This is a genomic window from Pseudonocardia sp. P1 (genome assembly GCF_000178675.2).
Lineage (GTDB): Bacteria > Actinomycetota > Actinomycetes > Mycobacteriales > Pseudonocardiaceae > Pseudonocardia.
In genome coordinates this window covers 612,717-637,685 of record NZ_ADUJ02000001.1, presented here as the reverse complement: position 1 = coordinate 637,685, position 24,969 = coordinate 612,717, and the positions used below count along the sequence as shown (strand labels likewise).

Sequence of the window (24,969 nt, the reverse complement as noted above, 5' to 3'; positions counted from 1 at the left end):
CCGTCCGCCCGGCTCCGCGGATCCGGCACCGGGCGCCGCGGTGGGGGACTGTGAGCCACCCGGGGCTGCGCCGGGCCGCGCCGGGGTGTAGCAACACGGGAGGGACACGGCGCGCCGGACGGCCTGCGCGCCAGGCACGCGATAAGGACTGATCCGTGAATCTCAAGATCGGGTACAAGGCGTCGGCCGAGCAGTTCGGCCCGCGCGACCTCGTCGAGTACGCGGTACTCGCCGAGGAGCTGGGCCTGGACAGCGTCTGGGCCTCGGACCACTTCCTGCCGTGGCGGCACACCGGCGGGCACGCCCCCGCCGCGCTGCCGTGGATCGCGGCCGTGGGGGAGCGGACGAACCGGGTGCAGATCGGCACCTCGGTGCTCACCCCCACCTTCCGCTACAACGTCGCGGTGCTCGCCCAGGAGTTCGCGACGATGGCGATGCTGACCGGCGGCCGGGTCGCGCTCGGCGTCGGCACCGGCGAGGCGCTCAACGAGATCGCCGTGTCGGGCCGCGAGTGGCCGGAGTTCAAGGAGCGCTTCGCCCGGCTGCGCGAGGCGGTCCGGCTGATGAAGGCACTGTGGACCGAGGACAGCGTCAGCGTCGAGGGCGACTACTACACCCTCGTCGACGCGATGATCTACGACCGGCCGGAGCAGCCGGTGCCGGTCTACATCGCCGCCGGTGGGCCGATGGTCGCGCGCTACGCGGGCCGGCACGGCGAGGGCTTCATCTGCACCTCCGGCAAGGGCATGGAGCTCTACACCGACAAGCTGCTGCCCGGTGTCCAGGAGGGCGCCGACAAGCAGGGCCGCGACGCGTCGCAGATCGACAAGATGATCGAGATCAAGATCTCCTACGACCGCGACCCGGAGGCGGCCCGGGAGAACTGCCGGTTCTGGGCCCCGCTGTCGCTGACACCGGATCAGAAGAACTCGGTCGACTCGTCGCGGGAGATGGAGCGGCTCGCCGACGAGCTGCCCATCGAGCAGGTGACCAAGCGCTGGATCGTCGCGTCCGATCCGGACGAGGCCGTCGAGCAGATCAGGCCCTACGTCGACGCCGGCCTGAACCACCTCGTCGTGCACGGCCCGGGGGACGACCAGCGTCGCTTCCTCGGCCAGTTCACCGAGGACGTCCTGCCGAAGCTGCGGGAGCTGGGGTGACGGCGGAGGCGGTCCGGAGGGACGGGCGCGTCCTGCGCTGCCGGATCTCCACCGGCCGGCACGGGGCGCTCGACGGCGCGGTGATGCAGGAGGTCACCGACGCGCTGGCGGGGCTGGCCGGGCAGGACCCGGCCGATCCGGGCGCCGTCGGTGCGGTGCTGGTCCACGGCGACGGGGAGAACTTCTGCACCGGGGGCAACGTCCGTGACTTCGCCGCGGCCCCGGACCGCGGCGGCTACGTGCGCGAGGTCGCCGACATCTTCCACGCGCTGCAGCGCCCGCTCGTCGCGAGCCCGGTCCCGACCGTCGCCGCCGTGCGCGGCTGGGCCGCCGGGGCGGGGATGAGCGTGGCGCTGGCCTGCGACCTCGCCGTCGGCGGGCGGTCGACCCGGATGCGTCCCGCCTACCCGGGGATCGGCTTCTCCCCGGACGGCGGGATGACCTGGACGCTGCCCCGGCTGGTCGGCGCGGCCCGGGCCCGCCGGATCCTGCTGACCGACGAGGTGCTCGACGCCGACGCGCTCGACGGCCTCGGACTGCTCGCCTCGGTCGTCGACGACGACGCGGTCGACGACGAGGCCGCGACCCTCGCGCACCGGCTGGCGCAGGGGCCGACGGCGGCGCTGGGCCGCATCCGGGGACTGCTCGGCGGGACCTGGGAGGCCACCCTCGGCGAGCAGCTCGACGCCGAGGCCGCCTCCATCGCCGCCTGCGCGGCCGGGCCGGAGGGCGCGGAGGGGCTGGCGGCGTTCGGCGAGAAGCGGCGCCCGCAGTTCCACTAGCGGCGCCGGGGTGTGGTGTGTCGGGGTGCCGGGCTCAGCGGCCGCTGGCGGGGCTGCCCGCCGCGAGCCGGCGCCCGCGCTGCGCGGGCCGGTGTGCGCCCGGCATCCCGACGCCCCACCGCTGCACCGGGCGGTGCACCCCGGGGCCCAGGGGCCACGCCGAGTCGTAGGGCGCGAGGAGCCGGTCCAGCTCGGAGTCCGGGGTGGCGCCCACGCTGTTGCGGAGCAGCCGCTGGAACTCCTCGTACTCGGCGAGGGCGTCGGCGACGCGGCCGCCGGCGAGCAGGGCCTCGACCAGCGCCCGCCGCGAGCGCTCGCGGCTCGGCGCCGTCCGGACGGCGCGCCGGGCGACGGCGACCGAGTCGTCGTGCCGGTCGGCCGCGCTCAGCGTGGTGGACAGGTTCTCCAGCGCGGAGAGCCGCAGCTGCCGGAACCGCTCCCGCTCGACCACGATCCACGGCGCCGTCCACGACGGGAGGATGTCGGCCTCGAGCAGGTCGGTCGCCGGGCAGCCGATCTCGCGGACGGTCCGCGCCATCTCCGGTGACGAGAACCCGCGGACCATCAGCAGACCCTCGGCGAGATCGACGGTCACGTCGTCGGCGAGGTGCAGGCGGCCGCGGTCGTCGGCGGTGAGCAGGCCGGGGACGTCGACGCCCGCGACGGCCTCGTCCAGCAGCCGGGCCGCCGGGGCGGGCCCGACGCCGGGCCACAGGTCGGCGGCCATCGCCGCGGTCGGCTGCGGGCGCGGGTGCACGGCCAGGTAGGCCACCAGGCGCCGGGAGTCGACGGGCAGCGGTACGGAGTGGTCGCCGACCCGCAGCCCGAACGCCCCCAGGACGCGGACGTGCAGCGCGGAACCGTCGGTGGGCTCGCTCAGCGTGGACTCACTGGATCGACAGTGATCGTCGTCGGACATGCCGTCTTCCCCGGGTCGGTCGTGACGTGCGGCCCGCACGCGGTTCTGCGCCGGTGCCGGGCGCGCCGCCCGGGCGGGAGGGCCGCGGGGCGCTGTGTGGACACGACGAAACCGCACCAGCACGGACGGCGGGCGGCGTCTCCGTGCGGTGTGCTCGAGGGCCAGGATAGCCGAGGTCGGGCGGGTGCGTGAGATCCGGGTGAGCGAATCGCCACGCATGGCTGCCGGTCGCCGGTGGAGGCGCTGGTCAGGCCCTGGCGAGGAGGCGGACGTGCGTGCCGTCGCGGGCCCGCCACACGTGCAGGCTGTCGCACAGCTGCCGGGCGATCCAGGTGCCCCGCCCGCGCGCCTGCGACGGGTGCGGCGGCGCGAGCCCGATCAGCGGCAGCGTGAGCGCGCCGGTGTCGTGGATCTCGCAGACGAGCTCGCCCGGCCGCGCCCACACCGACAGCCCCGCCTCGGGGGAGCCGTGCTCCACCGCGTTCGTGGCGACCTCGTTGACCGCCTGCACCATGTCCTCGCCGCGGACCGGGTCGAACCGGCAGGCGCGGGCCGCCTCCTCGACCGCGTCGCGGACGCGGGAGAGCTCGAAGGTGTTGTAGTGCAGGCGGACGTCCGGCGGCCCCAGCAGGTGCGGCGGCGCGAAGGGCAGCGCCGCGAGGACGTCGGCGGGGGCGGCGTGCCGCGGGTTCGGCACCCGCTCGCCGCCCCGCAGGTGCAGCGGGTGGTTCGCGAGCGCACCGTCGCCGACCGCGCCGTGCAGCGGCATCCGCGGGTACACGCACAGCTGGGTGACGGGCAGGCCGTCGAGCGAGATGTTCAGCGCGGCCTCGAACTCGACCCAGAAGCCGCCGTCCACCCCGTCCAGCTCGGGGTCGTGTTCCGCGACGACGACCACCGGCCGCCCGGACGACGACAGTGCCCGCAGCTCCCGGGCCCGCCACGCCGCGACGGTCTGGCCCGAGTCGCGGGCCGACCGCGTGAGCGTGGTGAGACGGCCGAGCGCGGCGCCGGTGCCGGCCAGCTCGTCGCGCAGTGCCTGTTCGACCGGCTCGGAGACGGCCAGTGCGATCTGCGCCCCGACGTCGTGGACGGCGGCCGCGGCCTGCGGGGCGACCTTGGCCACGAGCTCCGCCGGGTCGTCGGCGTGCACCAGGACGTGGACGAAACCGGGCGAGCGGGGAGCGGCGTTGATCTGCACGGGCGGCCTCCGGTCACCGGTCGGGCAGGACGGGGACGACCTTCGGCGGCTCGTCGTCGAGCGCCAGCTGCGGGGAGAAGGCCGCCCCGCAGCGCTCCAGGACCCGCTCGACCCGCGGGCGGACCCGGTGCAGGACGAGCCGGTGGGTGGCGGGGAAGCTCTCGGCGGCGTGCACGAACGCCACCGCCGACGCGACGTCGACGAAGCGGACCGAGGCCATGTCCAGCCCGATGTCGGTGGGGGCGTCGGGGGAGCGCAGCACGGCGTCCAGCGACTGGTGCAGCAGCGCGGTGATCTTCGGACGGTTGCTGTGGTCGATCTCGCCGGCCAGCCGGGCGTGCCCGACGCCGAGGCGCACGATCCGCAGCAGCCCGTCGTCGTAGGCGCCGGTCACCGCCAGGTGGTCCCGGTGCAGGGCGCGCATGATGTCGATCTGCTCGTCCGGGAAGTGCTCGTGGTCGTAGGTGCAGAGCGCGGTGAGGGAGCCCGAGCTCTCCCGGACCAGCCGCGCCAGCAGCCCGTCGTACTCGGGCAGCGTCGCCGACGCCCCCGCCGCGATGGACGCGTGCATCTGGCCGGTGAGGCGGGTGCCGTGCCAGCCGTCGCGCAGCGACTCCTCGACCTGGCCGGAGACGCCGGCGTGGATGTCGGGGAGCGGCGTGCGGAAGGTCTGCCGGGTGTTCTCCTCCGGCAGGATCAGGAGCTGGCCCCGGCGCAACGGCTCCTCGACGTCGACGCCGTCCTCGGACAGCCTGCGCAGCAGGGTGTCCGCGGCGCCGTCGTCGTCGAAGTAGAGGACCCGCTCACCGAGGTCGAGGCCGTGCGCCACGAACCCGGCCCGGATCTCGCCGAGGTGCTCGAGGCTGTCCGGGACCGCACACACGTGATCGCCGGACGAGAGATCGTCCGCAAGCTTGATCACGATTCACCTGCCGTGACGTGCGCGCGCGGGTGACGCGGGCACGCCCAGTCACGTCGTCCCTGGACGCGTCCACCGTACGGACGTCCGAACAGGAGCCCGCAGACCCCGGAGAGTGCCGGGCGCCGAACCGACGGTGAAGCGCGCCGAGCGGCCCGCCACCGGCGGTGAGCCGTGATCGTGGCGGGCCGCCCGTGTCCGTTCGCCGCGCGCCGGTGCTCCGGACGGACGAGCGGCGGTGTCCCGGGGACGGGCGCTCAGGACCTGCTGGTGACGTCCACCGAGGTCGTGGCGCTGCCCTTGATCGTCTGCAGCACCACGCAGTACCGCTCGGTGAGCTTGATCAGGGTGGCGATCTTCTCGTCGTCGGCCCCCGGCGCGTCGATGTCGAAGGTCAGCCGGATGTCGCGGAACCCGACCGGCGCGTCCTTGACGACGCCGAGCGTGCCGCGGAAGTCGAGGTCGCCCTCGGCCCGCACCGAGCCCGTCACGTCCAGCTCCAGCGCGGTCGCGACCGCCTGGAGGGTGACGCCGGAGCAGGCGACGAGCGCCTCGAGGAGCATGTCGCCGGAGCACAGCTGCGTGCCGTCGCCACCGGTGGCCGGGTGCAGGCCGGCCTCGGCGAGCGCCTGCCCGGTCGTCACCTTGCAGGAGACGCCGGCGCCCAGCTCGCCGTCCGCCTTCAGCGTGACGACGGCGGCCTCGGGGTCGTCGCGGTACTGCTGCTTCAGCGGGGCCTGGATGTCCTTCAGCGATGTGGTGTTCGAGTCCGTCACGCCCTCCATCCTCACCCCACCGTCCGCTCCGGTACAGCGCGGAGGGGCGTCTAGGCTGACCACGTGGGCGGGGAGTCGGACACGGGCAGGGCCGCAGCCGTGCGGCGGAACGCCCGCGAGACGGTGCGGGAGGCGCGCGACACGGTGCGCGTCACCGTCCGGGACTCGGTCCACGAGGTCGCGGGCCCGCCCACCGCCGACGACCGGCTGTGGACCGTCCCGAACGCGCTCAGCGTGCTGCGCCTGCTCGGCGTCCCGCTGTTCCTCTGGCTGATGCTCGGCCCGGAGGCCGACGTCTGGGCCGTCACCGTGCTGGCGATCGGCGGCTTCACCGACTGGCTCGACGGCAAGCTCGCGCGGGTCCTGGACCAGTACAGCCGGCTCGGCGCGATGCTCGACCCGGCCGTCGACCGCCTCTACATCCTGGCCGCGCTGGTGGGGCTGGCGATCCGCGGGCTCGTCCCGTGGTGGGTGGTGGCCGCACTGGTGGCCCGCGACGTCGTGCTCGCCGCCTGTGTGCTCGTGATGCGCCGCCGCGGGTGGGCGCCGTTCGAGGTCGTCTACCTCGGCAAGGCGGCGACGTTCGTGCTCCTCTACGCCTTCCCGCTGCTGCTGCTCGGCGACGGGCCGACCCCCGCGGAGTCCGTCGTGGCCGTGATCGCGCACGCCTTCGCGATCTGGGGCGTCGCGCTCTACCTCTGGACCGGCGTCCTCTACCTCGCGCAGTTCGTGCTGGCGATGCGCCGTCCGTCGCCGGCCGGTCCCGCTGCGCGCACCCGGTTCGATCACGACGGCGCGGGGGGCTAGGCTCGCCGCGTGAGCTCGGAGATTCCGTCGGACCTGACCTACACCGAAGCCCACGAGTGGGTACGTGAGACCGGGGACGGGGTGGTCCGGATCGGTATCACCGACCATGCCCAGTCCCAGCTCGGCGACGTCGTGTTCGTCCAGCTGCCCACGGTGGGCGAGACCGTGACCGCGGGCGACACCATGGGCGAGGTCGAGTCGACCAAGTCGGTGTCGGACATCTACGCGCCGGTGGCCGGCGAGGTGGTGGCCGTCAACGAGTCGCTCGAGGGCGCCCCGGAGCTGGTCAACTCGGGCCCCTACGGCGACGGGTGGCTGGTGGACGTGCGCCTGGCCGACGGCGGGCTGCCCGAGGGGCTGCTCGACGCGGAGGCCTACCGGCAGCTGGCAGACGGTTCCTGACCCGTTCCGCCGTGCCTGCCGGACCGGTAGTTTCGAATCCCCTGACAACGCCGCTGATCATCGCCCGGACCACGTCCGGGACCCGTTTCCTACAGGAGGAGACCCCGACGTGACCACGAACGACCCGCGCGACGTGCCACCGGAGCGCGCACCGGAGACCACGTCGGTGTTCCGGGCTGACTTCCTCGCCGACGTGGAGCAGCCGAGCGCGGAGCCGGCCGTCTCCGGTGTCGACGGTCTGCCCGCCGGGTCGGCGTTGCTCGTCGTCCGGCGCGGCCCGAACGCCGGTTCGCGCTTCCTGCTCGACGTGCCGACCACGAGCGCGGGCCGGCACCCGGACAGCGACATCTTCCTCGACGACGTGACCGTCTCCCGGCGGCACGCGGAGTTCCGCCGTGACGCCGGCGAGTTCGTCGTCGTCGACGTCGGCAGCCTCAACGGCACCTACGTCAACCGCGAGCCGGTCGACACGGCCGTGCTCGCGAACGGCGACGAGGTGCAGATCGGCAAGTTCCGGCTGGTCTTCCTGACCGGTCCGCGCGAGCCCGGCCAGGGCTGATCCCGCACGACGTGCGGGCGGGCGGATGTCGAGCCGACACGCCGCGCGCGACGGCCGTGTGACGATCGTCGAAAGGACGTCGTCACACCCCGTCCGGAGGCGGGCGTGGACGGCCCCGCCCGTGTAGCGTCGGAGCGTGTCGGTGGTGGGAGCGGAAGTGACCACACGGACCAGGGCGAGCAAGGCGATCCGGGCGGCCGGGGTGGCGGGTACACCCGGGCCGGCCGACAGGCCCGCAAGGGCCGGGGAGGCGGGCTGATGAGCGAGATGCGCGTCGTGGGCGTCCGGGTCGAACTCCCGGCGAACCAGCCGATCCTGCTGCTGCGGGAGACCAACGGGGACCGTTACCTCCCGATCTGGATCGGGTCCGTGGAGGCGACGGCGATAGCCCTGGAGCAGCAGGGCGTGAAGCCGGCGCGGCCGCTCACCCACGATCTCCTCAAGGACGTGATCGGTGCGCTCGGCCGCCGGCTGGAGCAGGTCCGGGTGACGGATCTCCAGGAGGGCACCTTCTACGCCGAGCTGATCTTCGACGGCGGCGTGACCGTCTCCGCACGACCGAGTGACTCGATCGCGCTGGCGCTGCGCACCGGGGTCCCGGTGCACGCCGACGAGAGCGTGCTCGCCGAGGCCGGGCTCGTCATCCCGGACGAGCAGGAGGACGAGGTCGAGAAGTTCCGCGAGTTCCTCGACTCCGTCTCGCCGGAGGACTTCCGCGGCGCCCAGCCGGGCTGAGAGCGACCGTTCGGCGCGGCCGGCGACCGCCGGCCGTGCTCCGTCCGGCCGAGGGACGTGGGTCCCGCGCCGTCCGGTACGCCCGTGTCGGCGAGCCGCGTTGACCACCCCGTCCGCCGGGCCTACCGTCATCACTACTGATGACATCCGTGGAACTCCTCGGGCACCCAGAGTGATGTGGTACCGGAGGGGAGCGCGGTGCGGCCGACCGAGGGAGACCACGCGGTGCAGACGCCACCACCCGAGGGGCCGGGACAGGGAGAGCTGTTCCCGGACCCGCTCGTCGGTGAGGGGCTCGACGGGGTGCCCGACAGCCTCGTCGGCTTCCGCGGCCCGACCGCGTGCCAGGTCGTGGGGATCACCTACCGGCAGCTCGACTACTGGGCCCGCACGGGTCTGGTCGTGCCGTCGATAAGAGGTGCGGCCGGATCGGGCAGCCAGCGGCTGTACTCCTTCAAGGACGTCCTCGTCCTGAAGATCGTCAAGCGCCTGCTCGACGCGGGTGTGTCACTCCAGAACATCCGGATCGCCGTGGAGCACCTGCGCCGGCGGGGCATCCGGGACCTGGCCGGCATCACGCTGTTCTCGGACGGCACGACCGTCTACGAGTGCACCTCGCCGGAGGAGGTCGTCGATCTCCTCCAGGGTGGCCAGGGCGTCTTCGGCATCGCCGTCTCCGGTGCGATGCGCGAGATCACCGGTGTGATCAAGGACTTCCCGGCGGAGCGCGCCGACGGCGGCACCGTCGACGAGTCCCCGGAGGACGAGCTCGCCCGCAGGCGGTCCCGCCGCGCGATCTCCTGAGTCCTGCACGGCCCGGGTCACGCCACCGAGCGGAACGGGTCGTGCTCGGACAGGAGCTTCTCCATCCGTGCCTGGTCGACCCGGTTGACCACGGTCAGGCTCTCCTGGCGGTCCCGCACGCACTTGGCGAGGGTGAACGCGGACGTGATCGCGTAGAGGACGGCGATCGCGAGGAACGCCTTCACCCACCCGTCGACGGGCAGGTAGACGGTCCCGATCACGACGGCGGCCAGCGACACGCCGAAGGACAGGACCGACTGCATGTGGAAGGCCGCGGTGGTCGCGGGCGTGGTGGTCGCGCTGCTGGTGTTCGACATGCACGGAAGTGTGACGAGCACCGGCGGGCGCCGGCGCCGTGAAAGTACGGAGAAGACGGGTACCCTGTTGCCGGTAGTCGTTGACGCCGTGCGGGAGAGACCCGGTGCAGGAGGCCGGGCGCCGAAGGAGCAAATCCCTTCCCGGAATCTCTCAGGCACACGGACCGTACGGTCGAGACGCCTCTGGAAAGCGACGGGCCACCACGGGGAGGCCCGTCCGCCGACGGGGAAAGCCCGAAGCCTCGGGTGAATCTCTCAGGCGCCCGCCACCGCGGGTACGGACAGAGGGGGAGGGGCGTGACCGCCCTGTCCCCGGCCTGACCGAGTAGTACCCCGGAGGCGCCGTGAGCCCGACCCCGCAGCAGGACCGCCCGACCCTCGCCGAGCTCGAGCACGGGTTGCCGTTCGCCGAGCGCCACATCGGCCCGCGCCCCGACGAGTTGGCGCGAATGCTCGAGGCACTCGGCGTCGACTCCCTCGACGCTCTCGCCGGCCGGGCCCTGCCCGACGCGATCCGTGACCCCGAGCCGGTCGGCGCCTCGCTCCCGGCCCCGGAGAACGAGGCCGGGATGCTCGCCGAGCTGCGGGAGCTGGCCGACCGGAACACGGTCACCGTCCCGATGATCGGGCTCGGCTACCACGGGACCCGCACGCCGTCGGTGATCCGCCGGAACGTGCTGGAGAACCCCGCCTGGTACACCGCCTACACGCCGTACCAACCGGAGATCAGCCAGGGCCGGCTGGAGGCGCTGCTGGCGTTCCAGACGATGGTGTCCGACCTGACCGGCCTGCCGGTCGCCGGGGCGTCGTTGCTCGACGAGGCGACCGCGGCGGCCGAGGCGATGACCCTGCTGCGGCGCGCCGGGCGCTCGAGGAGCCCGCGGTTCGTCGTCGACGCCGACACCCTCCCGCAGACCCTCGACGTGCTCCGCACCCGTGCCGAGCCGCTGGGCATCGAGCTCGTCGTCACCGACCTGACCGGCGGCCTGCCCGACGGTGAGTTCTTCGGTGCGCTGCTGTCGTACCCCGGGGCGTCCGGGCGGGTCGCGGACCCGTCCGCGCTGGTCGCCGAGGCGCACGAGCGGGGCGCGCTGGTCGCCGTCGCGTCGGACCTGCTCTCGCTGACGCTGCTCACCCCGCCCGGCGAGTTCGGGGCGGACGCCGCGGTCGGGTCCACCCAGCGCTTCGGTGTCCCGCTCGGGTTCGGCGGGCCGCACGCCGCGTACCTGTCGGTCGGGCAGAAGCACGCGCGCCAGCTGCCGGGGCGCCTGGTGGGCGTGTCCCGGGACGCCGACGGCAACTACGCGCTGCGCCTCGCCCTGCAGACCCGTGAGCAGCACATCCGCCGTGAGAAGGCGACGTCGAACATCTGCACCGCGCAGGTCCTGCTGGCGGTGATGGCGGCCTGCTACGGCGTGTACCACGGCCCCGAGGGGCTCCGGTCGATCGCGACCCGCACGCACCGGATGGCCGCGGTGCTGGCCGGCGGGCTGCGCGAGGGTGGCGTGGAGATCGTGCACGACGCCTTCTTCGACACGGTGCTGGCCCGGGTGCCCGGGCGGGCGACGGCCGTCGTCGGCGCCGCGCACGACGCCGGCATCGCGCTCCGGCAGGTCTCCGACGACGAGGTGGGTGTGTCCACCTCGGAGATCACCACCGTCGCCCACCTGCAGGCGGTGTGGGAGGCGTTCGGGGTGACCGTCGGCGACGTCGCGGCCCTGGACGCGGCCACGGCCGACGCCGTGCCCGGTGGGCTGGTGCGGACCAGCGAGTACCTGACGCACCGGACGTTCCACGAGTTCCGGTCGGAGACCGCGCTGATGCGGTGGCTGCGCCGCCTCGCCGACGCCGATCTGGCGCTCGACCGCGCCATGATCCCGCTCGGCTCGTGCACGATGAAGCTCAACGCCGCCGCCGAGATGGAGGCGGTGACCTGGCCGCAGTTCTCGGACCTGCACCCGTTCGCACCGGAGGCCGACACCGCCGGGTCCCGGGAGATGATCACGCAGCTCGAGGGGTGGCTGGCCGACCTGACCGGGTACGCCGCCGTCTCCCTGCAGCCGAACGCGGGCAGCCAGGGTGAGCTCGCCGGGCTCCTGGCGATCGCCGCCTACCACCGCTCGCGGGGGGACGACGAGCGTGACGTCTGCCTGATCCCGGCGTCCGCGCACGGCACGAACGCCGCCTCGGCGATCATGGCCGGGATGCGGGTGGTCGTCGTCGGGACCGACGCCCAGGGCGACGTCGACCTCGCCGACCTGCGGTCGAAGATCGCCGAGCACGGCGACCGGCTGGCCGCACTGATGATCACCTACCCGTCGACGCACGGGGTCTACGAGGCGCAGGTGCGCGACGTCTGCGGCGCCGTGCACGAGGCAGGCGGCCAGGTCTACGTCGACGGCGCGAACCTCAACGCGCTGGTCGGGGTGGCCCGGCCGGGTGCCTTCGGCGGCGACGTCAGCCACCTGAACCTGCACAAGACGTTCTGCATCCCGCACGGCGGCGGCGGTCCGGGTGTCGGGCCGGTCGCGGTGGCCGAGCACCTGGTCCCGTTCCTGCCGGGTCGCGGCGAGGTCGGGCCGGTCTCCGCGGCGCGCTACGGCAGCCCGGGCGTCCTGCCGATCTCCTGGGCCTACCTGCGGATGATGGGTCTCGACGGGCTGCGCCGGGCCACGCTGACCGCCGTCGCGGCCGCGAACTACGTCGCGAAGCGGCTGGCGGAGCACTACCCGGTGCTGTACTCGGGGACCGACGGCGCGGTCGCCCACGAGTGCATCCTCGACCTGCGGACGATCACCAAGGACACCGGCGTGACGGTCGACGACGTCGCGAAGCGGCTGATCGACCACGGCATCCACGCCCCGACCATGTCCTTCCCGGTCGCCGGGACCCTGATGGTCGAGCCCACCGAGTCCGAGGACCTGCCGGAGATCGAGCGGTTCGTGCAGGCGATGATCTCGATCAAGGGCGAGATCGACCGGGTCGCGGCCGGGGAGTGGCCCGCCGACGACAACCCGCTGCGCAATGCCCCGCACACCGCGGCCTGCCTCGCCGACGACAAGTGGGACCACCCCTACCCGCGGGAGCTCGCCGCGTACCCGGCCGGCCAGACCCCGGGCGTGCACGACCGCAAGGTGTGGCCGCCGGTCCGCCGGATCGACGGCGCGCACGGTGACCGCAACCTGGTCTGCTCCTGCCCGCCGCCGGAGGCGTTCGCCTGATCCGCTCCGGGCCCCGGCCGCCGCGCGGCCGGGGCCGGGACGCGGGAGGGTGATCGGGTGCGTCCCCGATCGGTCCTGCGGTTCAACTTCGTCCTCCCGGGCGCCGATCCGGCCGCGCTGTCCGAGCGTTACCGGGCGGGCGTCGAGATGGCGGCGTACGCCGACCGGCACGGCGTCGGCGCGGTGTCGCTGGAGGAGCACCACCTCAGCGACGACGGTTGGCTGCCGGCCCCGCTGACCGTGGCCGGTGCCGTGCTCGGTGCGACCCGCGAGCTGCGGGTGTCGGTGCAGGCGCTGCTGCTGCCGCTGCACGACCCCGTGCGGATCGCCGAGCAGCTCGCCGTCCTCGACCTGCTCGGCGGCGGCCGCCTGGCGGTCACGGTGGGGCTGGGCTACCGGCCCGAGGAGTACGCCGCCGCCGGTGTCCGGTGGGACACCCGCGGGGCGGCCATGGACTGCGCCCTCGAGACCCTGCTGGCCGCGTGGTCGGGCGAGCCGGTCGAGCACGACGGCCGCCGGGTCGTCGTCAGCCCGGTCCCGCGCACGCCCGCGGCGCAGATGGTGTCGGTCGGGGGGAGCAGCAGGCCCGCCGCACGCCGCGCGGCCCGACTCGGCCTGCCGATGGTGCTGCCCGACCGGCTCCCCGGGCTGGCGGAGTACTACGAGGCACGCTGCGCCGAGGCCGGTACCCGCGGTGCGGTCGTGATGCCGCCCGCGGACACCGCGATGGTGGTGCTCGCCGAGGACCCCGAGCGGGGATGGGACGAGCTGGGTCCCCACCTGCTGCACGAGGCCACGCGCTACCGGTCCTGGCAGACGGCGGGCGTCCGGTCCGGGGTCGCGTCCGGTGCGGGGACGGTCGCCGAGCTGCGCGCCGAGGGGATCTACCAGGTACTGGCCCCGGAGCAGCTCGTACGGCACTGCCGGGAGCAGGGTGACGGGGCGGCCGTCGTCCTGCACCCGCTGTGCGGCGGGATCCCGGTCGACCGCGGCTGGGAGACGCTGCGCCTGTTCACCGAGCAGGTGCTCCCGCGCCTCGACGACGACGGCCGGTGACCGCACCGGCCCCGGCTCAGGACGGGGCGGCCGTCCGGGCGAGCCGGGAGCGGCGGTGGGCGGCCATCCGGACGGGGGCGTCGGTCCAGCCGTGGCCGTCGTGGGTGCCGGTGCGCTGGACGAGGGCGAGGAACAGGCGTCCGCCGAGCAGCTCGGTGCAGACCTGCAGGTAGTCGCCGCCGGAGTCGTGTTCGTGGAGGACCCCGATGTCGCGGTAGGCGGCGATCGTGGGGCCGGGCAGGTCGAGGCGGGCAGCGAGGTCGTCGTGGTAGTTGCCCGGTACGGGCAGCAGCGGGACCCCGGCGGCGCGGGCGGCGGCCGCGGTGGCGAGGACGTCGTCGCAGGCGAGGGCGACGTACTGGGGGTCGGCGACGCCGGGACCCCACTCGCCGCGGCGCAGCAGGGACACGGTGAGCGCGATCCGGACGCGGCGGGCGTCGTCGGCCAGGGCGCGGCTGCGGACCAGGCCGAACGGGGCGGCGTACTCGCCGTCGGCGACGGTGCCGAGTCCGAGGACGGTGCGGTGGAACAGCACGGCCTCGTCGAACGCGTCGTAGGGCTGGGTCAGTCCGATGTGGTCGATCGCGTGGATGCCGGTGCCGGGCACCGGGGGCTCGTCGACGGTGACGAAGTCGTGGGCCCAGCTCGTGGGCGAGTCGGTGCGGCAGAGGAACACCGAGGTGCCGTCGGGCGCGGAGATCTCGGCGAGATCGGCCTCGCCGGGGCCGGTGGCCCGGGGCAGCGGGGGTGCGCAGAGCCGGGCGGCGCGGCGGGCCGAGGCGGTGGGGTCGGCCGAGTCGAGGGCGATCGCGGCGACGGCGCTGCCGGTGCCGGGGTGCGGGCCGGCGGCGTTGACCAGCAGTGTGGCGTCGCCCTGCCGGTAGCGCTCGACCTGTTTGGTGCGGTGGACCCCGGTGCGGCTGAACCCGAGGGCGCGCAGCACGCGGCCCAGCTCGGGTCCGGCGGCGAGCTCGACGAACGCCGGCCCGCCGAGCCGTGGTGCGGGTGTGGCGACCGGGTCGGTGCCGGTGCCGCCGGTGCCGCCGGTGCCGTGGCGGGCGGTGGCCTCGGCCAGCGCGATCAGGGAGCGGCGGGCGTCGACGGCGGTGCGGACCGGGTCGGCCTGGCGGAAGACGTCGTTGAACACCTCCAGCGACAGCGGGCCACTGTAGCCCGCGGCCAGGACGGGTGCGAGGAAGGCGGGCAGGTCGAAGCCGCCCTGGCCGGGGAACAGCCGGTGGTGGCGGCTCCAGGACAGCACGTCCATCGAGAGCTCGCGGGCGTCGGCGAGCTGGAGGAAGAACAGCTTGTCGCCGGGGACGCCGGCGATCGGGGCGGGATCGGAGCCGCGGGCCAGGACGTGGAAGGAGTCCAGGCACAGTCCGAGTGCGGGGTGGTCGGCGGCGGCCACGGCGGCCCAGGAGGCGTCCCAGGTGTCGACGTGGCGGCCCCAGGCCAGGGCCTCGTAGGCGATCCGGATGCCGCGGTCCTGGGCGCGGCCGGCGAGGGTGTGCAGCTGTGCGGCGAGCCGGTCGGTGCCGGCGACGGCGTCCGGAGCGACCGAGGAGCAGACGAGCACCGTGTCGGCGCCGAGGCCGGCCATCACGTCGAAGGTGGCCTCGGCCCGGCGCAGGTTGGCGGCGAACCGGTCCGGGTCGGTGGAGTCGATGTCGCGCAGCGGCTGGTAGAGGTCGACCGAGAGGCCCAGGTCGCGGCAGCGCTCGCCGATCGCGGCGGGCGGCAGCGGGTCGGCGACCAGGTCCGGGGCGAAGATCTCCACGCCGTCGAACCCGGCGGTCGCGGCGGCGGCGAGCTTGTCCTCCAGGGTGCCGGACAGGCACACGGTGGCGAGCGCGAGCCGGGGCACCTCAGGCGACACGCTCGGCCTCCTGCTCGGCGGTGACGAGCTCGGCCAGGTGCTCCAGCATCCGCGCCGGGTCCGGCGCGTGCCCGGTGAACAGCCGGAACGCCTCGGCCGCCTGGTGCACGGCCATCCGGCCGCCGTCGACGGTGCGGCAGCCCGCCGCACGGGCGGTGCGCAGCAGCTCGGTGTCCAGCGGCCGGTAGACGATCTCGGCGACCCACGGGCGCCCGGCGAGCAGCGCGGCGTCGCACGGCAGGCCGGGGTGGTCGGCCATCCCGACCGGTGTCGCGTGCACCAGGCCGTCGGCGCCGGGGAGGAGCCCGTCCAGCTCGGCCCGCGGGTGCCCGGTCGCGGTGGCGCCGTCGCGGAGGTGCGGGGCGAGCAGCCGGGCGAGGCCGGCCGCCCGGTCGGCGTCGACGTCGACGACGTGCAGCTCGCGGACGCCCTCCCGGGCGAGCGCGTACCCGGCGGCCGCCCCGGCGCCGCCCGCACCGAGCAGCACGACGCGTCCGGCCCCGGCGCCGGGGAGCCCGTCGCGCAGGCCGTCGCGGAATCCGGTCCAGTCGGTGTTGTGCCCGGTCAGGGAGCCGTCGGTGCCGACGACGACGGTGTTCACCGCGCCGATCGCCGCCGCGTCGGGGGACAGGGCGTCGAGGTGCCGGATCACCTCCTGCTTGCAGGGGTGGGTGATGTTGACACCGGCGTAGCCCTCGGCGCGGGCCCGGTGGAGCAGCTCGCCGACGTCGGACGGCGCGGCACCGAGCGCGCCGAGATCCCAGCGCCGGTAGCGCAGGGGCACGCCGAGTGCGGCAGCCTCCCGCTCGTGCAGCGCCGGGGACAGCGACGGTCCGATCCCGGCGCCGATCAACCCGGTCCGGACGGTCCCGGTGGCGGTCTGGCTGCTCTGCACACGTCCTCCTCGGCTTATGTACCGTACGGTTAGTTGTACCGGACGGTGCGCGCGTCGGCCAGTCCCGGCCCGGCGCGGTCCGTAGAGTCCGGCCCGACGACGGAGCCGGGACGAGTGGAGGTGGGCGGTGGCCGCGGCACCGGAGGAGGGCGTGCGGCAGCGCGACGCCGAGCGGACCCGCGCCGAGATCCTCGACGAGGCGACCGCGGAGTTCGCGCGGGCCGGCCTGGCCGGTGCCCGGGTCGACGTGATCGCCGCCCGGACCCGCACCACCAAGCGGATGCTCTACTACTACTTCGGCTCGAAGCAGGGCCTCTACTTGGCGGTCCTCGAGCGGGCCTACGTCGGGATCCGGGCGCTGGAACGGGGTCTCGAGGTGGACGACCTGCCGCCGGCGAAAGCCGTGCGCGCGGTCGCCGAGCTGACCTTCGACCACCACGAGGCGCACCCGGACTTCATCCGCCTCGTCGCGATCGAGAACATCCATCACGCCGAGCACCTGCGGACCTCCCCGGTGCTCTCCGGGCTGGCCGACCCCGCCGTCGACGTGCTCGGCGGCATCCTCGAGCGGGGCCGGGCGGTCGGGCTGTTCCGCGACGACGTCGACGCCCTCGACGTGCACGTCCTGGTCAGCTCGTTCTGCGTGTTCCGGGTGGCGAACCGGCACACCTTCTCCGCGATCTTCGGCCGGGACCTGCTGGAACCCGGGCGGCGCGAGCACTACCGCCGGATGGTGGGCGACGTCGTCGTCGCGTACCTGACCGCGAACGTCGGCCGGGACTGAACGGGCCGGACCCCGGGGCTTGACACGCCACCGCCGGACAACTCACTATCCGGTACGTAACCAGACGGTACATAAGCGCGGCCTGACGCCTGCGCCACCGTGCCTGCTACGTGCCTGCAACGACGCACACGCCGGGAGAGACCCGTGAGCCCCAGTCCGTCCGACCCCACCCTGGCGCCGACCGCCCAGCCGAGGCGGGCCGCGCTCGCCGCCTGGACCGGCAGCGCCCTCGAGTACTACGACTTCTTCATCTACGGCACGGCCGCGGCGCTGGTGTTCAACAAGGTGTTCTTCCCGGAGACCAGCGCGGTCGCCGGCACCCTGCTGTCACTGGCCACCTTCGGCGTCGCCTACGTCGCCCGCCCGCTCGGCGCGGTGCTGTTCGGCCACATCGGTGACCGGCTCGGCCGCAAGAAGGTGCTGGTCGCGACGCTGCTGATGATGGGCATCGCCACGCTGGCGATCGGCCTGCTGCCCTCGTACGGGCAGATCGGGGCGCTCGCGCCGGTCCTGCTCGTCGTCTGCCGGCTGCTGCAGGGCCTGTCCGCGGGCGGTGAGCAGGCCGGCGCGAACTCGATGACGCTGGAGCACTCGCCGCAGGACCGGCGGGCGTTCTTCACCAGCTTCACCCTGTCCGGCACCCAGGGCGGCCAGATCCTGGCCACCGCGGTGTTCCTGCCGGTCGCGCTCCTGCCCGAGGAGGCCCTGCTGAGCTGGGGCTGGCGGGTGCCGTTCTGGGCGAGCGTGCTCGTGCTGGTCGCCGGTGTCCTGATCCGGCGCACGCTGCACGAGACGCCGGTGTTCGAGCGGGAGATCCGGGAGGGCGCGGGCACCACCGCGGACGGGGCCCCGGCACCGTCGGCGAAGGACCAGCTGCCGATCGCCGCGCTGCTGCGCGGGCACTGGCCGAACCTGCTGCGGGTGTCGCTGGCCGCGACCGTCGCGTCGGTCAGCACGCTCATGACGGTGTTCGCGCTGTCGTTCGCCGTGAACACCGTCGGCCTGGAGCGCTCCACGATGCTGTGGGTGGTCGTCGCCGCCAACATCGTCGCGCTGGCCGCGATCCCGCTGTTCGCCACGCTCGCCGACCGGATCGGCCGCCGCCCGGTGTTCATCGGTGGTGCGCTGGGCAGCGCGGTGATGCTGGCCGCGTACCTGTGGGCTGTCTCGACCGGCGACCTGGTGCTCGTCTTCGTCACCGGCATCCTGCTCTCCGGTGTGGTCTACAGCGCCGCGAACGGTGTCTGGCCCGCCTTCTACGGCGAGATGTTCCCGGCGAAGGTGCGGCTCACCGGCACCGCGGTGGGCACCCAGATCGGCTTCGCGCTCGGCGGGTTCGCCCCGACCATCGCCACCGCACTGGCCGGTGACTCGGGTTCGGGCTGGGTGCCCGTCGCCGTCTTCGGCGGGGTGATCTGCCTGCTGGCCGCGGGTGCGGCCTGGTCGGCCCGGGAGACCGCGCAGCTGAGCCTGACCGAGATCGAGGCGGCCCAGGACGGCGAGCGGGAGCCCGCCCGCCTCTGACGGTGCCGGCCCGGTGGCCGTTGTGTCAGGCCGGGCCGCCGTCCCCGGGACCGGGGGCGGCGGCCACCAGCAGCCGGACGACGTCGTCGGCGGCGGCGCGGTCGGTCCGCCACACCGCCTCGGTGCCGATCCGGACGTCGGCCCCGAGGACCGGCAGCACGTGCACCGGCTCCCCGACGAACGCCTTGTGCGTGGCCCCCGACCCGAGCCCGACCAGCGTGAACGCCTGCCCCGCCGCGACGACGTGGGTCAGGTCCCCGGGGTTGTGCGTGTCCAGCTCGATGCGGCCGTGCACCCCGTGCCGGGCCAGCAGCTCGCCGGTCGCCCGGTAGACCGACGGCGCCGCGTCGTAGCGGATCGAGACGTAGGGCAGATCGGTCAGCTCGTCGAGCCGGATCCCGGTGCGGTCGTCGAACCCCAGCCCGTGCCCGACGGCGACGCCCGCGGGCCGGCTGTCCACCCGCCGCTGCGCGAGCTGCGGGTCGTCGTCGTAGCGGCCGTGGACGAACGCCAGGTCGAGGTCGCCGCGGCCCACCGACCGCGCCAGCTCCGCGCTCGCGCCGGGCCGGATCCGCACGGCCAGCTCGGGATGGGCGGCCCGGACCCGCTCCAGGAAGCCGTCGCGGACCGCCGCGGACACGTCCGGTGCGATCCCGACCGCGGCGACCGGATGGCCGTCGGCGGCCGCGAGCTCGCCGGGGAGCGACTCCACCCGTCGCACGATCTCCCGCGCGCGGGGCAGCAGGGCCCTCCCCGCAGCGGTCAGCGCCATGCCGCGCGAGGACCGGACGAACAGCGGCGTGCCGAGCTCCCGCTCCAGGTCCCGGATCCGCCGCGACAGCGGTGACGCGGCCAGGTGCAGCCGCGCCGCGGCCCGCGTCAGGTTCAGCTCGTCGGCGACGGCGAGGAAGTAGTGCAGGTGGAACAGCTCCACCCGCATGACCCTAGGGGTCACGCCGTCGTGTGCGCATCGGTCGTGGTCACGGGCACACCGCACCCCTAGCGTGACCGGTATGGCCACACGATCACTGCGGATCGGCAACGTCTCGGGCTACCTGGGCGACCGGTTCACCGCCGTCGACGAGGCGATGGCGGGTGACCCCGTCGACGTCCTCATGGGCGACTACCTCGCCGAGATCACCCTCGCCGCTCTCGCCGCGGCGGCCGGGCGGGGGAAGCCGGGCTACGTCGCCTACGCCCTCGACCAGCTCACCCCGCACCTCGGCGAGATCGCCCGGCGCGGCATCCGGGTCGTCACCAATGCGGGCGGGTTCGACCCGGCCGGGATGGCCGCCGAGCTGCGGCGCCGGATCGCCGACGCCGGCCTGGACCTGCGGGTCGCGCACGTCGCCGGCGACGGGGTGTTCGACCGGCTGGCCGACTTCCACGCCGACGGCCACGGCATGGAGCACCTCGACACCGGCGCCCCGCTCAAGGACTGGGGGTTCGAGCCGATCACCGCGAACGCCTACCTCGGCGGGTTCGGCATCGCCGGTGCGCTGGCCGCGGGCGCCGACGTCGTCGTCACCGGACGGGTCACCGACGCCTCGCTGACCGCGGGCCCGGCCGCCTGGTGGCACGGCTGGACCCCCGACGACCACGACGCGCTGGCCGGCGCCGTCACCGCCGGGCACGTGATCGAGTGCGGCGCGCACGCCACCGGCGGCAACTTCTCCGGCTTCCGCGCCGTGCCGGGCATGGTGAAGCCGGGCTTCCCGATCGCCGAGATCGCCGCCGACGGCTCCTCGGTGATCACCAAGCACGCCGCCGACGGCGGCACCGTCACCGTCGACACCGTCACCGCGCAGCTGCTCTACGAGATCCAGGGTCCGCGTTACCTGAACCCGGACGTCACCGTGCACCTGGACACGGTCCGCCTCACCCAGGAGGCGCCCGACCGGGTCGCGATCGGCCCCGTGACGGGGTCACCGCCGCCGCCCACGGCGAAGGTCGCGGTGTTCGCCCCGATCGGCTACGAGATCTCCACGATGCTGTTCTGCACCGCCCCCGACGTCGAGGGAAAGGTCGAGCTGCTGCGGGCCCAGCTCCGCGCCCAGCTCGAGGGGCACGTCGACCGGCTCGACGTCACCCCGCTCGGCGTCGCCGCGGTGGACCCACCGGACCAGTGGGCGGCGACCGTCCCGATCCGGGTGATGGCCACGGCCCGGCACAAGGAGCCGCTGCGGCGCTTCGCCCCGGCCGTCGGGTCGCTGTACCTGCAGGGCTTCCCCGGCTTCCACCACGACGGCCACGCCCCGCGCGCGTCGGAGCCGTGGCCGCGGATCGAGTACTGGCCCGCGCTGCTGGAGTCGGCGCTGCTCGACCACCACGCCGTCGGGGAGGACGGGGCGCGGATCGAGGTGCCGCGCTCGTCGCGCACCGCCACCCCGGACGAGCTGGCCCAGCCGGTGCACCCGGAACCGGACCTCCCGGCGCCCGCCGGTGACCCGGTGGAGCTCGGCGCCTTCACCCACGCCCGGGCCGGGGACAAGGGCGGCAACGCCAACGTCGGCGTCTGGGCGCCGGACCCCGCGCACTGGGAGTGGCTGCGCGCCACGCTGACCACCCCGACGGCGGCGGAGCTGCTCCCCGAGGCGCGGGGTGCGATCGTCCGGCACGAGTTCCCGCACCTGCGTGCGGTGCACCTGGTGTTCACCGGGCTGCTGGGGTCCGGCGGATCGGCGAACATGCGGGTGGACCAGATCGGGAAGTCCGTGGGTGAGTACCTGCGGTCCAGGCACGTGGGAGGACCCCGGTGAGCATCGCGGAACGGATCGGGAAGAACGTCGCCACACCGGCCACCGGGGACGCGTTCGACCCGAGGGTCGCGCTGGAGGAGCTGCTCGGCTGTGTCGGGCTCTCCGCCGCGGACGCCGGTGGCCGGGTCCGGTTCCTGGGCGCCGACCCGGTCGTGCCCAGCGCGCTGCGGCTCGGCGGCGGCGCCGCGGTCGCGCTCGCCGCGAAGTCGGTCGGGATGGCGGCGGTGCACCGCGACCGCGGCGGCGAGGGCCAGGACGTGACCGCCGACCTGCGCAGCGCCCCGCACCGGCTGTGCCCGTTCTACGACCGTCGCTGGGAGCTGGTGAACGGCTTCCCGGCGACCAACGCGGCGTCCACCTCACAGGCGCTCGGGTTCTCCTTCCACCGCACCCGGGACGGCCGCTGGGTGATGCCGCTGAACCCGTACCCCGCGCTGCGCTACGCGGGGGAGCGGTTCCTCGGCGTCCCCGAGACGCCCGAGGCGGTCGCCGCCGCGATCGCCCGGTGGGACGCCACCGACCTGGAGGACGCGGCGGGCGAGGCGGGCATCGTCATGCCGGTGGCCCGGACGCCCGGCGAGTGGCTGGCCACCGCGCAGCACGCAGCGCTGGAGGGCACGCCCCCGATCACGCTGCGCCGGATCGGCGACGCGCCACCGGAACCGTTCCCGGAGCGGGGACGGCCGGACCTCCCGCTCGACGGGCTGCGCGCGCTCGGCATGGGCCACGTGATCGCCGGGGCCGGCACCGGGCGGGCGCTGGCCCTGCACGGCGCGGACGTGCTGAACGTGTGGCGGCCGGGGGAGTACGAACCCGACACCACCTACGTGAGCGCGAACGTCGGCGTCCGGTCGGCGACCGTGGACCCCCGCGCGGAGGACGGGAACGCGCTGCTGCGCGGGCTCCTCGGTGGTGCCGACGTCTTCTACGCCAACCGCCGGCCCGGGTTCCTCGGCTCGGTCGGGCTGTCGGCCGAGGAAGCCGCCGCGGTGCGGCCGGGCATCGTGCACGCCACGAACACGCTGCACGGCCCGGTGGGGCCGTGGGCCGACCGGATCGGGTTCGACCAGACCGCCGGGACGCTCGTCGGGATGATGACGCTGGAGGGCGGCTCCACCGACGACGGCTTCGTGCCGCCCCGGCTGTCCCCGATCCTGGTGGTCAACGACTACGTCGTGTCCTGGCTGACCGCCGCCGGGATCACCGCGGCCCTGCGCCGGCGTGCCGTCGAGGGCGGCTCCTGGGCCGTCGAGGTGTCGCTGGTGCGGGCCGCGCTGTGGATGCTGGAACTGGGCGTGGTCGACCTGGGCTACGCCCGCGAGGTCGCCGGTACCGGCGCCGACCACGCCTACCTCGACCCGGAGACCTTCACCGCCGACACCCCGCTCGGCCTCTACCGGGGCGTGACCGACCAGGTGCGGATGTCGGCGACTCCCGGGGAGTACCGGACGGTGCTGGTGCCCCGCGGGTCGGGCCGCCCGGAGTGGCTGCCGCGCTGACCGGGCGCCCCGGTGTGCTCAGCCGCGTCCGGGGCCGTCCGGCGGTCCCGCCGGGGGCCGCCCGGGCCCGTCGGGGGTGATCCGCGGGAGCGGGCGCGTGACATCGGCGTCGGAGCCGGCGTCGGAGTCGGTGGAGTCGGCGGGCGGGACCGGGGCGAGGCGCCGGGTCTCGCTCTCCGCCCCCGCACCGGGCGCCGGGTCCGGCTCGCCGACGCGTACGGCCGCGGGCTCGAGCCGCCGCTCCAGGATCATGATCCCCACGACGAGCGCGGCGCCGAGCAGCACCGGGACCAGCATGGCGTACCAGCCGGGATCGGGGGCGAGCACGCCCCGGGCGTCGTCCTGCCAGGGCCACAACGCCCGCAGCGCACCGAGCAGCACCCCGATCATGATCACCATGAGGGTGCGGCGGTGGTGCTCCAGCAGCCACTGCAGGAGCGACACGAACGACGCGAGGCCGAGCACGGCGCCGAGCCCGAACACGGCGATGTAGGCGATGTCGAGGTCGCGCACCGCGCGCAGCGTCGGCTCGTAGAGGCCGAACACCAGCAGCAGGAACGACCCGGAGAAGCCCGGCAGCACCAGCGCGCAGATCGCCACCGCGGCGGCGAGCGCGATCAACGGATACGGCGGCCGCCCGTCGCCGGCCGCCGGAGGCAGGCCGCTGACCAGGAACGTCACGACGAACCCGGTGACGACGAGTGCCCACTCCCGGACGCCGCGCAGCATGCCGGTGATCCGCAGCGGGACGGCGACCGAGGCCGCGACCATCCCGAGGAACACCGCGCGGGACCCGACCGGGTGCGCCTCGATCAGGCCGGGCAGCACCTGCGAGGCCAGCACCACGGCGAGCACCATGCCGGCCGCGACCGGGAGGAGCAGACCCCAGTCGAGGCGCCGGAGCTCGGTGCCGGCCCGAGCGGCGCGACCCTGCCCGCCGGTGCCGGGGCGGACGACGGCGCGCGCCGCGCCGACGAGGTGCCCGGCCTGCGTGATCAGCCGCTCGTAGATCCCGACGACCAGCGCCATGGTCCCGCCGCTGACGCCCGGGATGGTCTCGACGACGCCGATCGCCGCTCCGCGAGCGAGATGCATTCCGGACATACGCGACAACACGTGGACGAATCGTACGGATCCACCCGTCCGGTGCGTCGTGCGGGGCAACCCGTTGCACGGTGGAACGTCAAGAGGGGTGTACGGACCATGACGATCGGGGGACTGACATGGACGACAGGAGTGACGGACGGGGCCGGAGCGGTGCCGTGGGCCGGCGTGCGGGCTGGACGGCGGCGGTGGTCGCCTGCGGTGCGCTCCTCGCCGGGTGCGGGGCGGGCTCGGGCCGGCCGGGCGCGGCAGGGCCCGCCCGGGGGCAGGACGAGGCCGCGGTGGCCACGCCGGCTGCCGCGGAGCTGCCGGAGGAGCCGGTCGCGAACGGCTCCGACGTGCCCGGCGGGGCCGATCCCGCAGGGGGGCCGGTCGCCGAGGGCGCCGAGCGCTGCCACACCTCGGAGCTGGGCGGCTCGCTGGTCGCCGATCCCGCAGGCGGCGCGGCCGGGTCGACCTACGCGACCCTCGTGCTGCGCAACGACGGCGGCCGGACGTGCGTCGTGCGCGGGTTCCCCGGCCTGTCCTACGTGGGCGGTGACGACGGGGCCCAGGTGGGTCCGGCCGCCGCGATGCAGGGCGGGCACGGCGATCCGGTGCAGCTCGCGCCCGGTGCGTCGGCGGGTGCGCGGGTGCGGATGGTGAACGCGCACAACTTCGACCCGGCCGACTGCGCCCCGGTCCCGACCCGTGGCTTCCGGGTCTACCCGCCGGGGGGGACCGACTCGCTGTTCGTCGCCCAGGACGGGACCGGCTGCTCCGGGCGGCCCCCCGGCGACCAGCTGACCGTGGAGGCGTTCGGGCCGCAGTGATCCGGTTCGGTCGCGGCGCGGCGGGTACCTACCCTGGAACGCCCGCCGCGACCGT

The 24,969-nt window shown here is 74.7% G+C and carries 23 protein-coding genes and 1 riboswitch; of the genes, 14 read left to right on the top strand and 9 right to left on the bottom strand.

The window, feature by feature from the left end; translation table 11 throughout:
• Positions 1 to 155 precede the first annotated feature (155 nt).
• On the top strand, positions 156 to 1,160 hold the full coding sequence (gene fgd / locus PP1_RS02525) for a glucose-6-phosphate dehydrogenase (coenzyme-F420) (RefSeq protein ID WP_010235633.1): 1,005 nt from the start codon (positions 156 to 158) through the stop codon (positions 1,158 to 1,160).
• Positions 1,157 to 1,942: an enoyl-CoA hydratase/isomerase family protein gene (locus PP1_RS02520; RefSeq protein WP_075314206.1), complete on the top strand. Its 786-nt coding sequence runs from the start codon at positions 1,157 to 1,159 to the stop codon at positions 1,940 to 1,942. Before fgd ends, PP1_RS02520 begins: the two co-directional genes overlap by 4 nt.
• Positions 1,943 to 1,976: 34 nt before the next feature.
• On the opposite strand, the gene PP1_RS02515 is transcribed toward PP1_RS02520, so the two are convergent.
• From PP1_RS02515 to PP1_RS02500, 4 genes are all read right to left on the bottom strand, one after another.
• The gene (locus PP1_RS02515; RefSeq protein WP_060576095.1) at positions 1,977 to 2,861 is read right to left on the bottom strand and encodes an AfsR/SARP family transcriptional regulator; all 885 of its coding nucleotides are present in this window, start codon (positions 2,859 to 2,861) and stop codon (positions 1,977 to 1,979) included.
• Positions 2,862 to 3,108: 247 nt separating this feature from the next.
• Positions 3,109 to 4,062, bottom strand: a complete 954-nt coding sequence (locus tag PP1_RS02510; protein ID WP_010224682.1) for an ATP-binding protein — start codon at positions 4,060 to 4,062, stop codon at positions 3,109 to 3,111.
• Between the two features lie 13 nt (positions 4,063 to 4,075).
• Complete coding sequence (locus tag PP1_RS02505) at positions 4,076 to 4,984, bottom strand: MEDS domain-containing protein (protein ID WP_010224684.1); 909 nt, start codon at positions 4,982 to 4,984, stop codon at positions 4,076 to 4,078.
• A 254-nt stretch (positions 4,985 to 5,238) separates the two neighbouring features.
• Positions 5,239 to 5,766: an OsmC family protein gene (locus PP1_RS02500; protein ID WP_010224686.1), complete on the bottom strand. Its 528-nt coding sequence runs from the start codon at positions 5,764 to 5,766 to the stop codon at positions 5,239 to 5,241.
• Positions 5,767 to 5,820: 54 nt separating this feature from the next.
• Here PP1_RS02500 and PP1_RS02495 point away from each other — a divergent pair, with 54 nt between their 5' ends.
• From PP1_RS02495 to PP1_RS02475, 5 genes are all read left to right on the top strand, one after another.
• Entirely contained in the window at positions 5,821 to 6,564 is a 744-nt protein-coding gene (locus tag PP1_RS02495; protein ID WP_010224687.1) for a CDP-alcohol phosphatidyltransferase family protein, read from the top strand.
• Between the two features lie 9 nt (positions 6,565 to 6,573).
• Positions 6,574 to 6,966: a glycine cleavage system protein GcvH gene (gcvH, locus tag PP1_RS02490; RefSeq protein ID WP_010224689.1), complete on the top strand. Its 393-nt coding sequence runs from the start codon at positions 6,574 to 6,576 to the stop codon at positions 6,964 to 6,966.
• A gap of 109 nt (positions 6,967 to 7,075) precedes the next feature.
• Positions 7,076 to 7,525, top strand: a complete 450-nt coding sequence (gene garA / locus PP1_RS02485) for a glycogen accumulation regulator GarA (protein ID WP_010224691.1) — start codon at positions 7,076 to 7,078, stop codon at positions 7,523 to 7,525.
• A gap of 258 nt (positions 7,526 to 7,783) precedes the next feature.
• Positions 7,784 to 8,260, top strand: a complete 477-nt coding sequence (locus PP1_RS02480) for a bifunctional nuclease family protein (RefSeq protein WP_010224693.1) — start codon at positions 7,784 to 7,786, stop codon at positions 8,258 to 8,260.
• Positions 8,261 to 8,485: 225 nt separating this feature from the next.
• Positions 8,486 to 9,064 carry a MerR family transcriptional regulator gene (locus PP1_RS02475; RefSeq protein WP_029239194.1) on the top strand — a complete coding sequence of 193 codons (579 nt, stop codon included), beginning with the start codon at positions 8,486 to 8,488 and terminating at the stop codon, positions 9,062 to 9,064.
• A gap of 17 nt (positions 9,065 to 9,081) precedes the next feature.
• Here the strand turns inward: PP1_RS02475 and PP1_RS02470 are convergent, their stop codons facing one another.
• A complete protein-coding gene (locus PP1_RS02470) occupies positions 9,082 to 9,381 on the bottom strand; it encodes a YiaA/YiaB family inner membrane protein (protein ID WP_010224698.1) in 300 nt (99 codons plus the stop codon).
• Between the two features lie 81 nt (positions 9,382 to 9,462).
• Positions 9,463 to 9,558, top strand: a riboswitch (glycine riboswitch).
• A 167-nt stretch (positions 9,559 to 9,725) separates the two neighbouring features.
• On the opposite strand from PP1_RS02470, the gene gcvP reads away from it, so the two are divergent.
• Positions 9,726 to 12,602 carry an aminomethyl-transferring glycine dehydrogenase gene (gene gcvP, locus PP1_RS02465; RefSeq protein WP_010224700.1) on the top strand — a complete coding sequence of 959 codons (2,877 nt, stop codon included), beginning with the start codon at positions 9,726 to 9,728 and terminating at the stop codon, positions 12,600 to 12,602.
• A gap of 57 nt (positions 12,603 to 12,659) precedes the next feature.
• Positions 12,660 to 13,658, top strand: a complete 999-nt coding sequence (locus PP1_RS02460; RefSeq protein ID WP_010224702.1) for an LLM class flavin-dependent oxidoreductase — start codon at positions 12,660 to 12,662, stop codon at positions 13,656 to 13,658.
• Between the two features lie 16 nt (positions 13,659 to 13,674).
• Here PP1_RS02460 and PP1_RS02455 read toward each other — a convergent pair whose 3' ends face one another.
• Both PP1_RS02455 and PP1_RS02450 read right to left on the bottom strand, forming a co-directional pair.
• The gene (locus PP1_RS02455; RefSeq protein WP_083697128.1) at positions 13,675 to 15,537 is read right to left on the bottom strand and encodes a sugar phosphate isomerase/epimerase and 4-hydroxyphenylpyruvate domain-containing protein; all 1,863 of its coding nucleotides are present in this window, start codon (positions 15,535 to 15,537) and stop codon (positions 13,675 to 13,677) included.
• On the bottom strand, positions 15,527 to 16,432 hold the full coding sequence (locus PP1_RS02450; RefSeq protein ID WP_075314208.1) for a shikimate dehydrogenase: 906 nt from the start codon (positions 16,430 to 16,432) through the stop codon (positions 15,527 to 15,529). Before PP1_RS02450 ends, PP1_RS02455 begins: the two co-directional genes overlap by 11 nt.
• Before the next feature lie 127 nt (positions 16,433 to 16,559).
• On the opposite strand from PP1_RS02450, the gene PP1_RS02445 reads away from it, so the two are divergent.
• Both PP1_RS02445 and PP1_RS02440 read left to right on the top strand, forming a co-directional pair.
• A complete protein-coding gene (locus PP1_RS02445) occupies positions 16,560 to 17,216 on the top strand; it encodes a TetR family transcriptional regulator (protein WP_010228893.1) in 657 nt (218 codons plus the stop codon).
• 144 nt (positions 17,217 to 17,360) lie between these two features.
• Positions 17,361 to 18,740, top strand: coding sequence for an MFS transporter (locus PP1_RS02440; protein ID WP_010228891.1), 1,380 nt, complete (start codon positions 17,361 to 17,363; stop codon positions 18,738 to 18,740).
• A gap of 25 nt (positions 18,741 to 18,765) precedes the next feature.
• Here PP1_RS02440 and PP1_RS02435 read toward each other — a convergent pair whose 3' ends face one another.
• Positions 18,766 to 19,674, bottom strand: coding sequence for a LysR family transcriptional regulator (locus PP1_RS02435; RefSeq protein ID WP_162097276.1), 909 nt, complete (start codon positions 19,672 to 19,674; stop codon positions 18,766 to 18,768).
• Between the two features lie 79 nt (positions 19,675 to 19,753).
• Here PP1_RS02435 and PP1_RS02430 point away from each other — a divergent pair, with 79 nt between their 5' ends.
• The gene (locus PP1_RS02430) at positions 19,754 to 21,499 is read left to right on the top strand and encodes an acyclic terpene utilization AtuA family protein (protein WP_075314209.1); all 1,746 of its coding nucleotides are present in this window, start codon (positions 19,754 to 19,756) and stop codon (positions 21,497 to 21,499) included.
• Positions 21,496 to 22,998, top strand: coding sequence for a CoA transferase (locus PP1_RS02425; RefSeq protein WP_010242631.1), 1,503 nt, complete (start codon positions 21,496 to 21,498; stop codon positions 22,996 to 22,998). Before PP1_RS02430 ends, PP1_RS02425 begins: the two co-directional genes overlap by 4 nt.
• 18 nt (positions 22,999 to 23,016) lie before the next feature.
• Here PP1_RS02425 and PP1_RS02420 read toward each other — a convergent pair whose 3' ends face one another.
• Positions 23,017 to 24,093 (bottom strand): DUF368 domain-containing protein, encoded by a 1,077-nt coding sequence (locus tag PP1_RS02420; protein ID WP_075314210.1) that lies wholly within the window; start codon positions 24,091 to 24,093, stop codon positions 23,017 to 23,019.
• A gap of 167 nt (positions 24,094 to 24,260) precedes the next feature.
• On the opposite strand from PP1_RS02420, the gene PP1_RS02415 reads away from it, so the two are divergent.
• A complete protein-coding gene (locus PP1_RS02415; RefSeq protein WP_075314211.1) occupies positions 24,261 to 24,914 on the top strand; it encodes a DUF4232 domain-containing protein in 654 nt (217 codons plus the stop codon).
• The last annotated feature ends 55 nt before the right edge of the window (positions 24,915 to 24,969 follow it).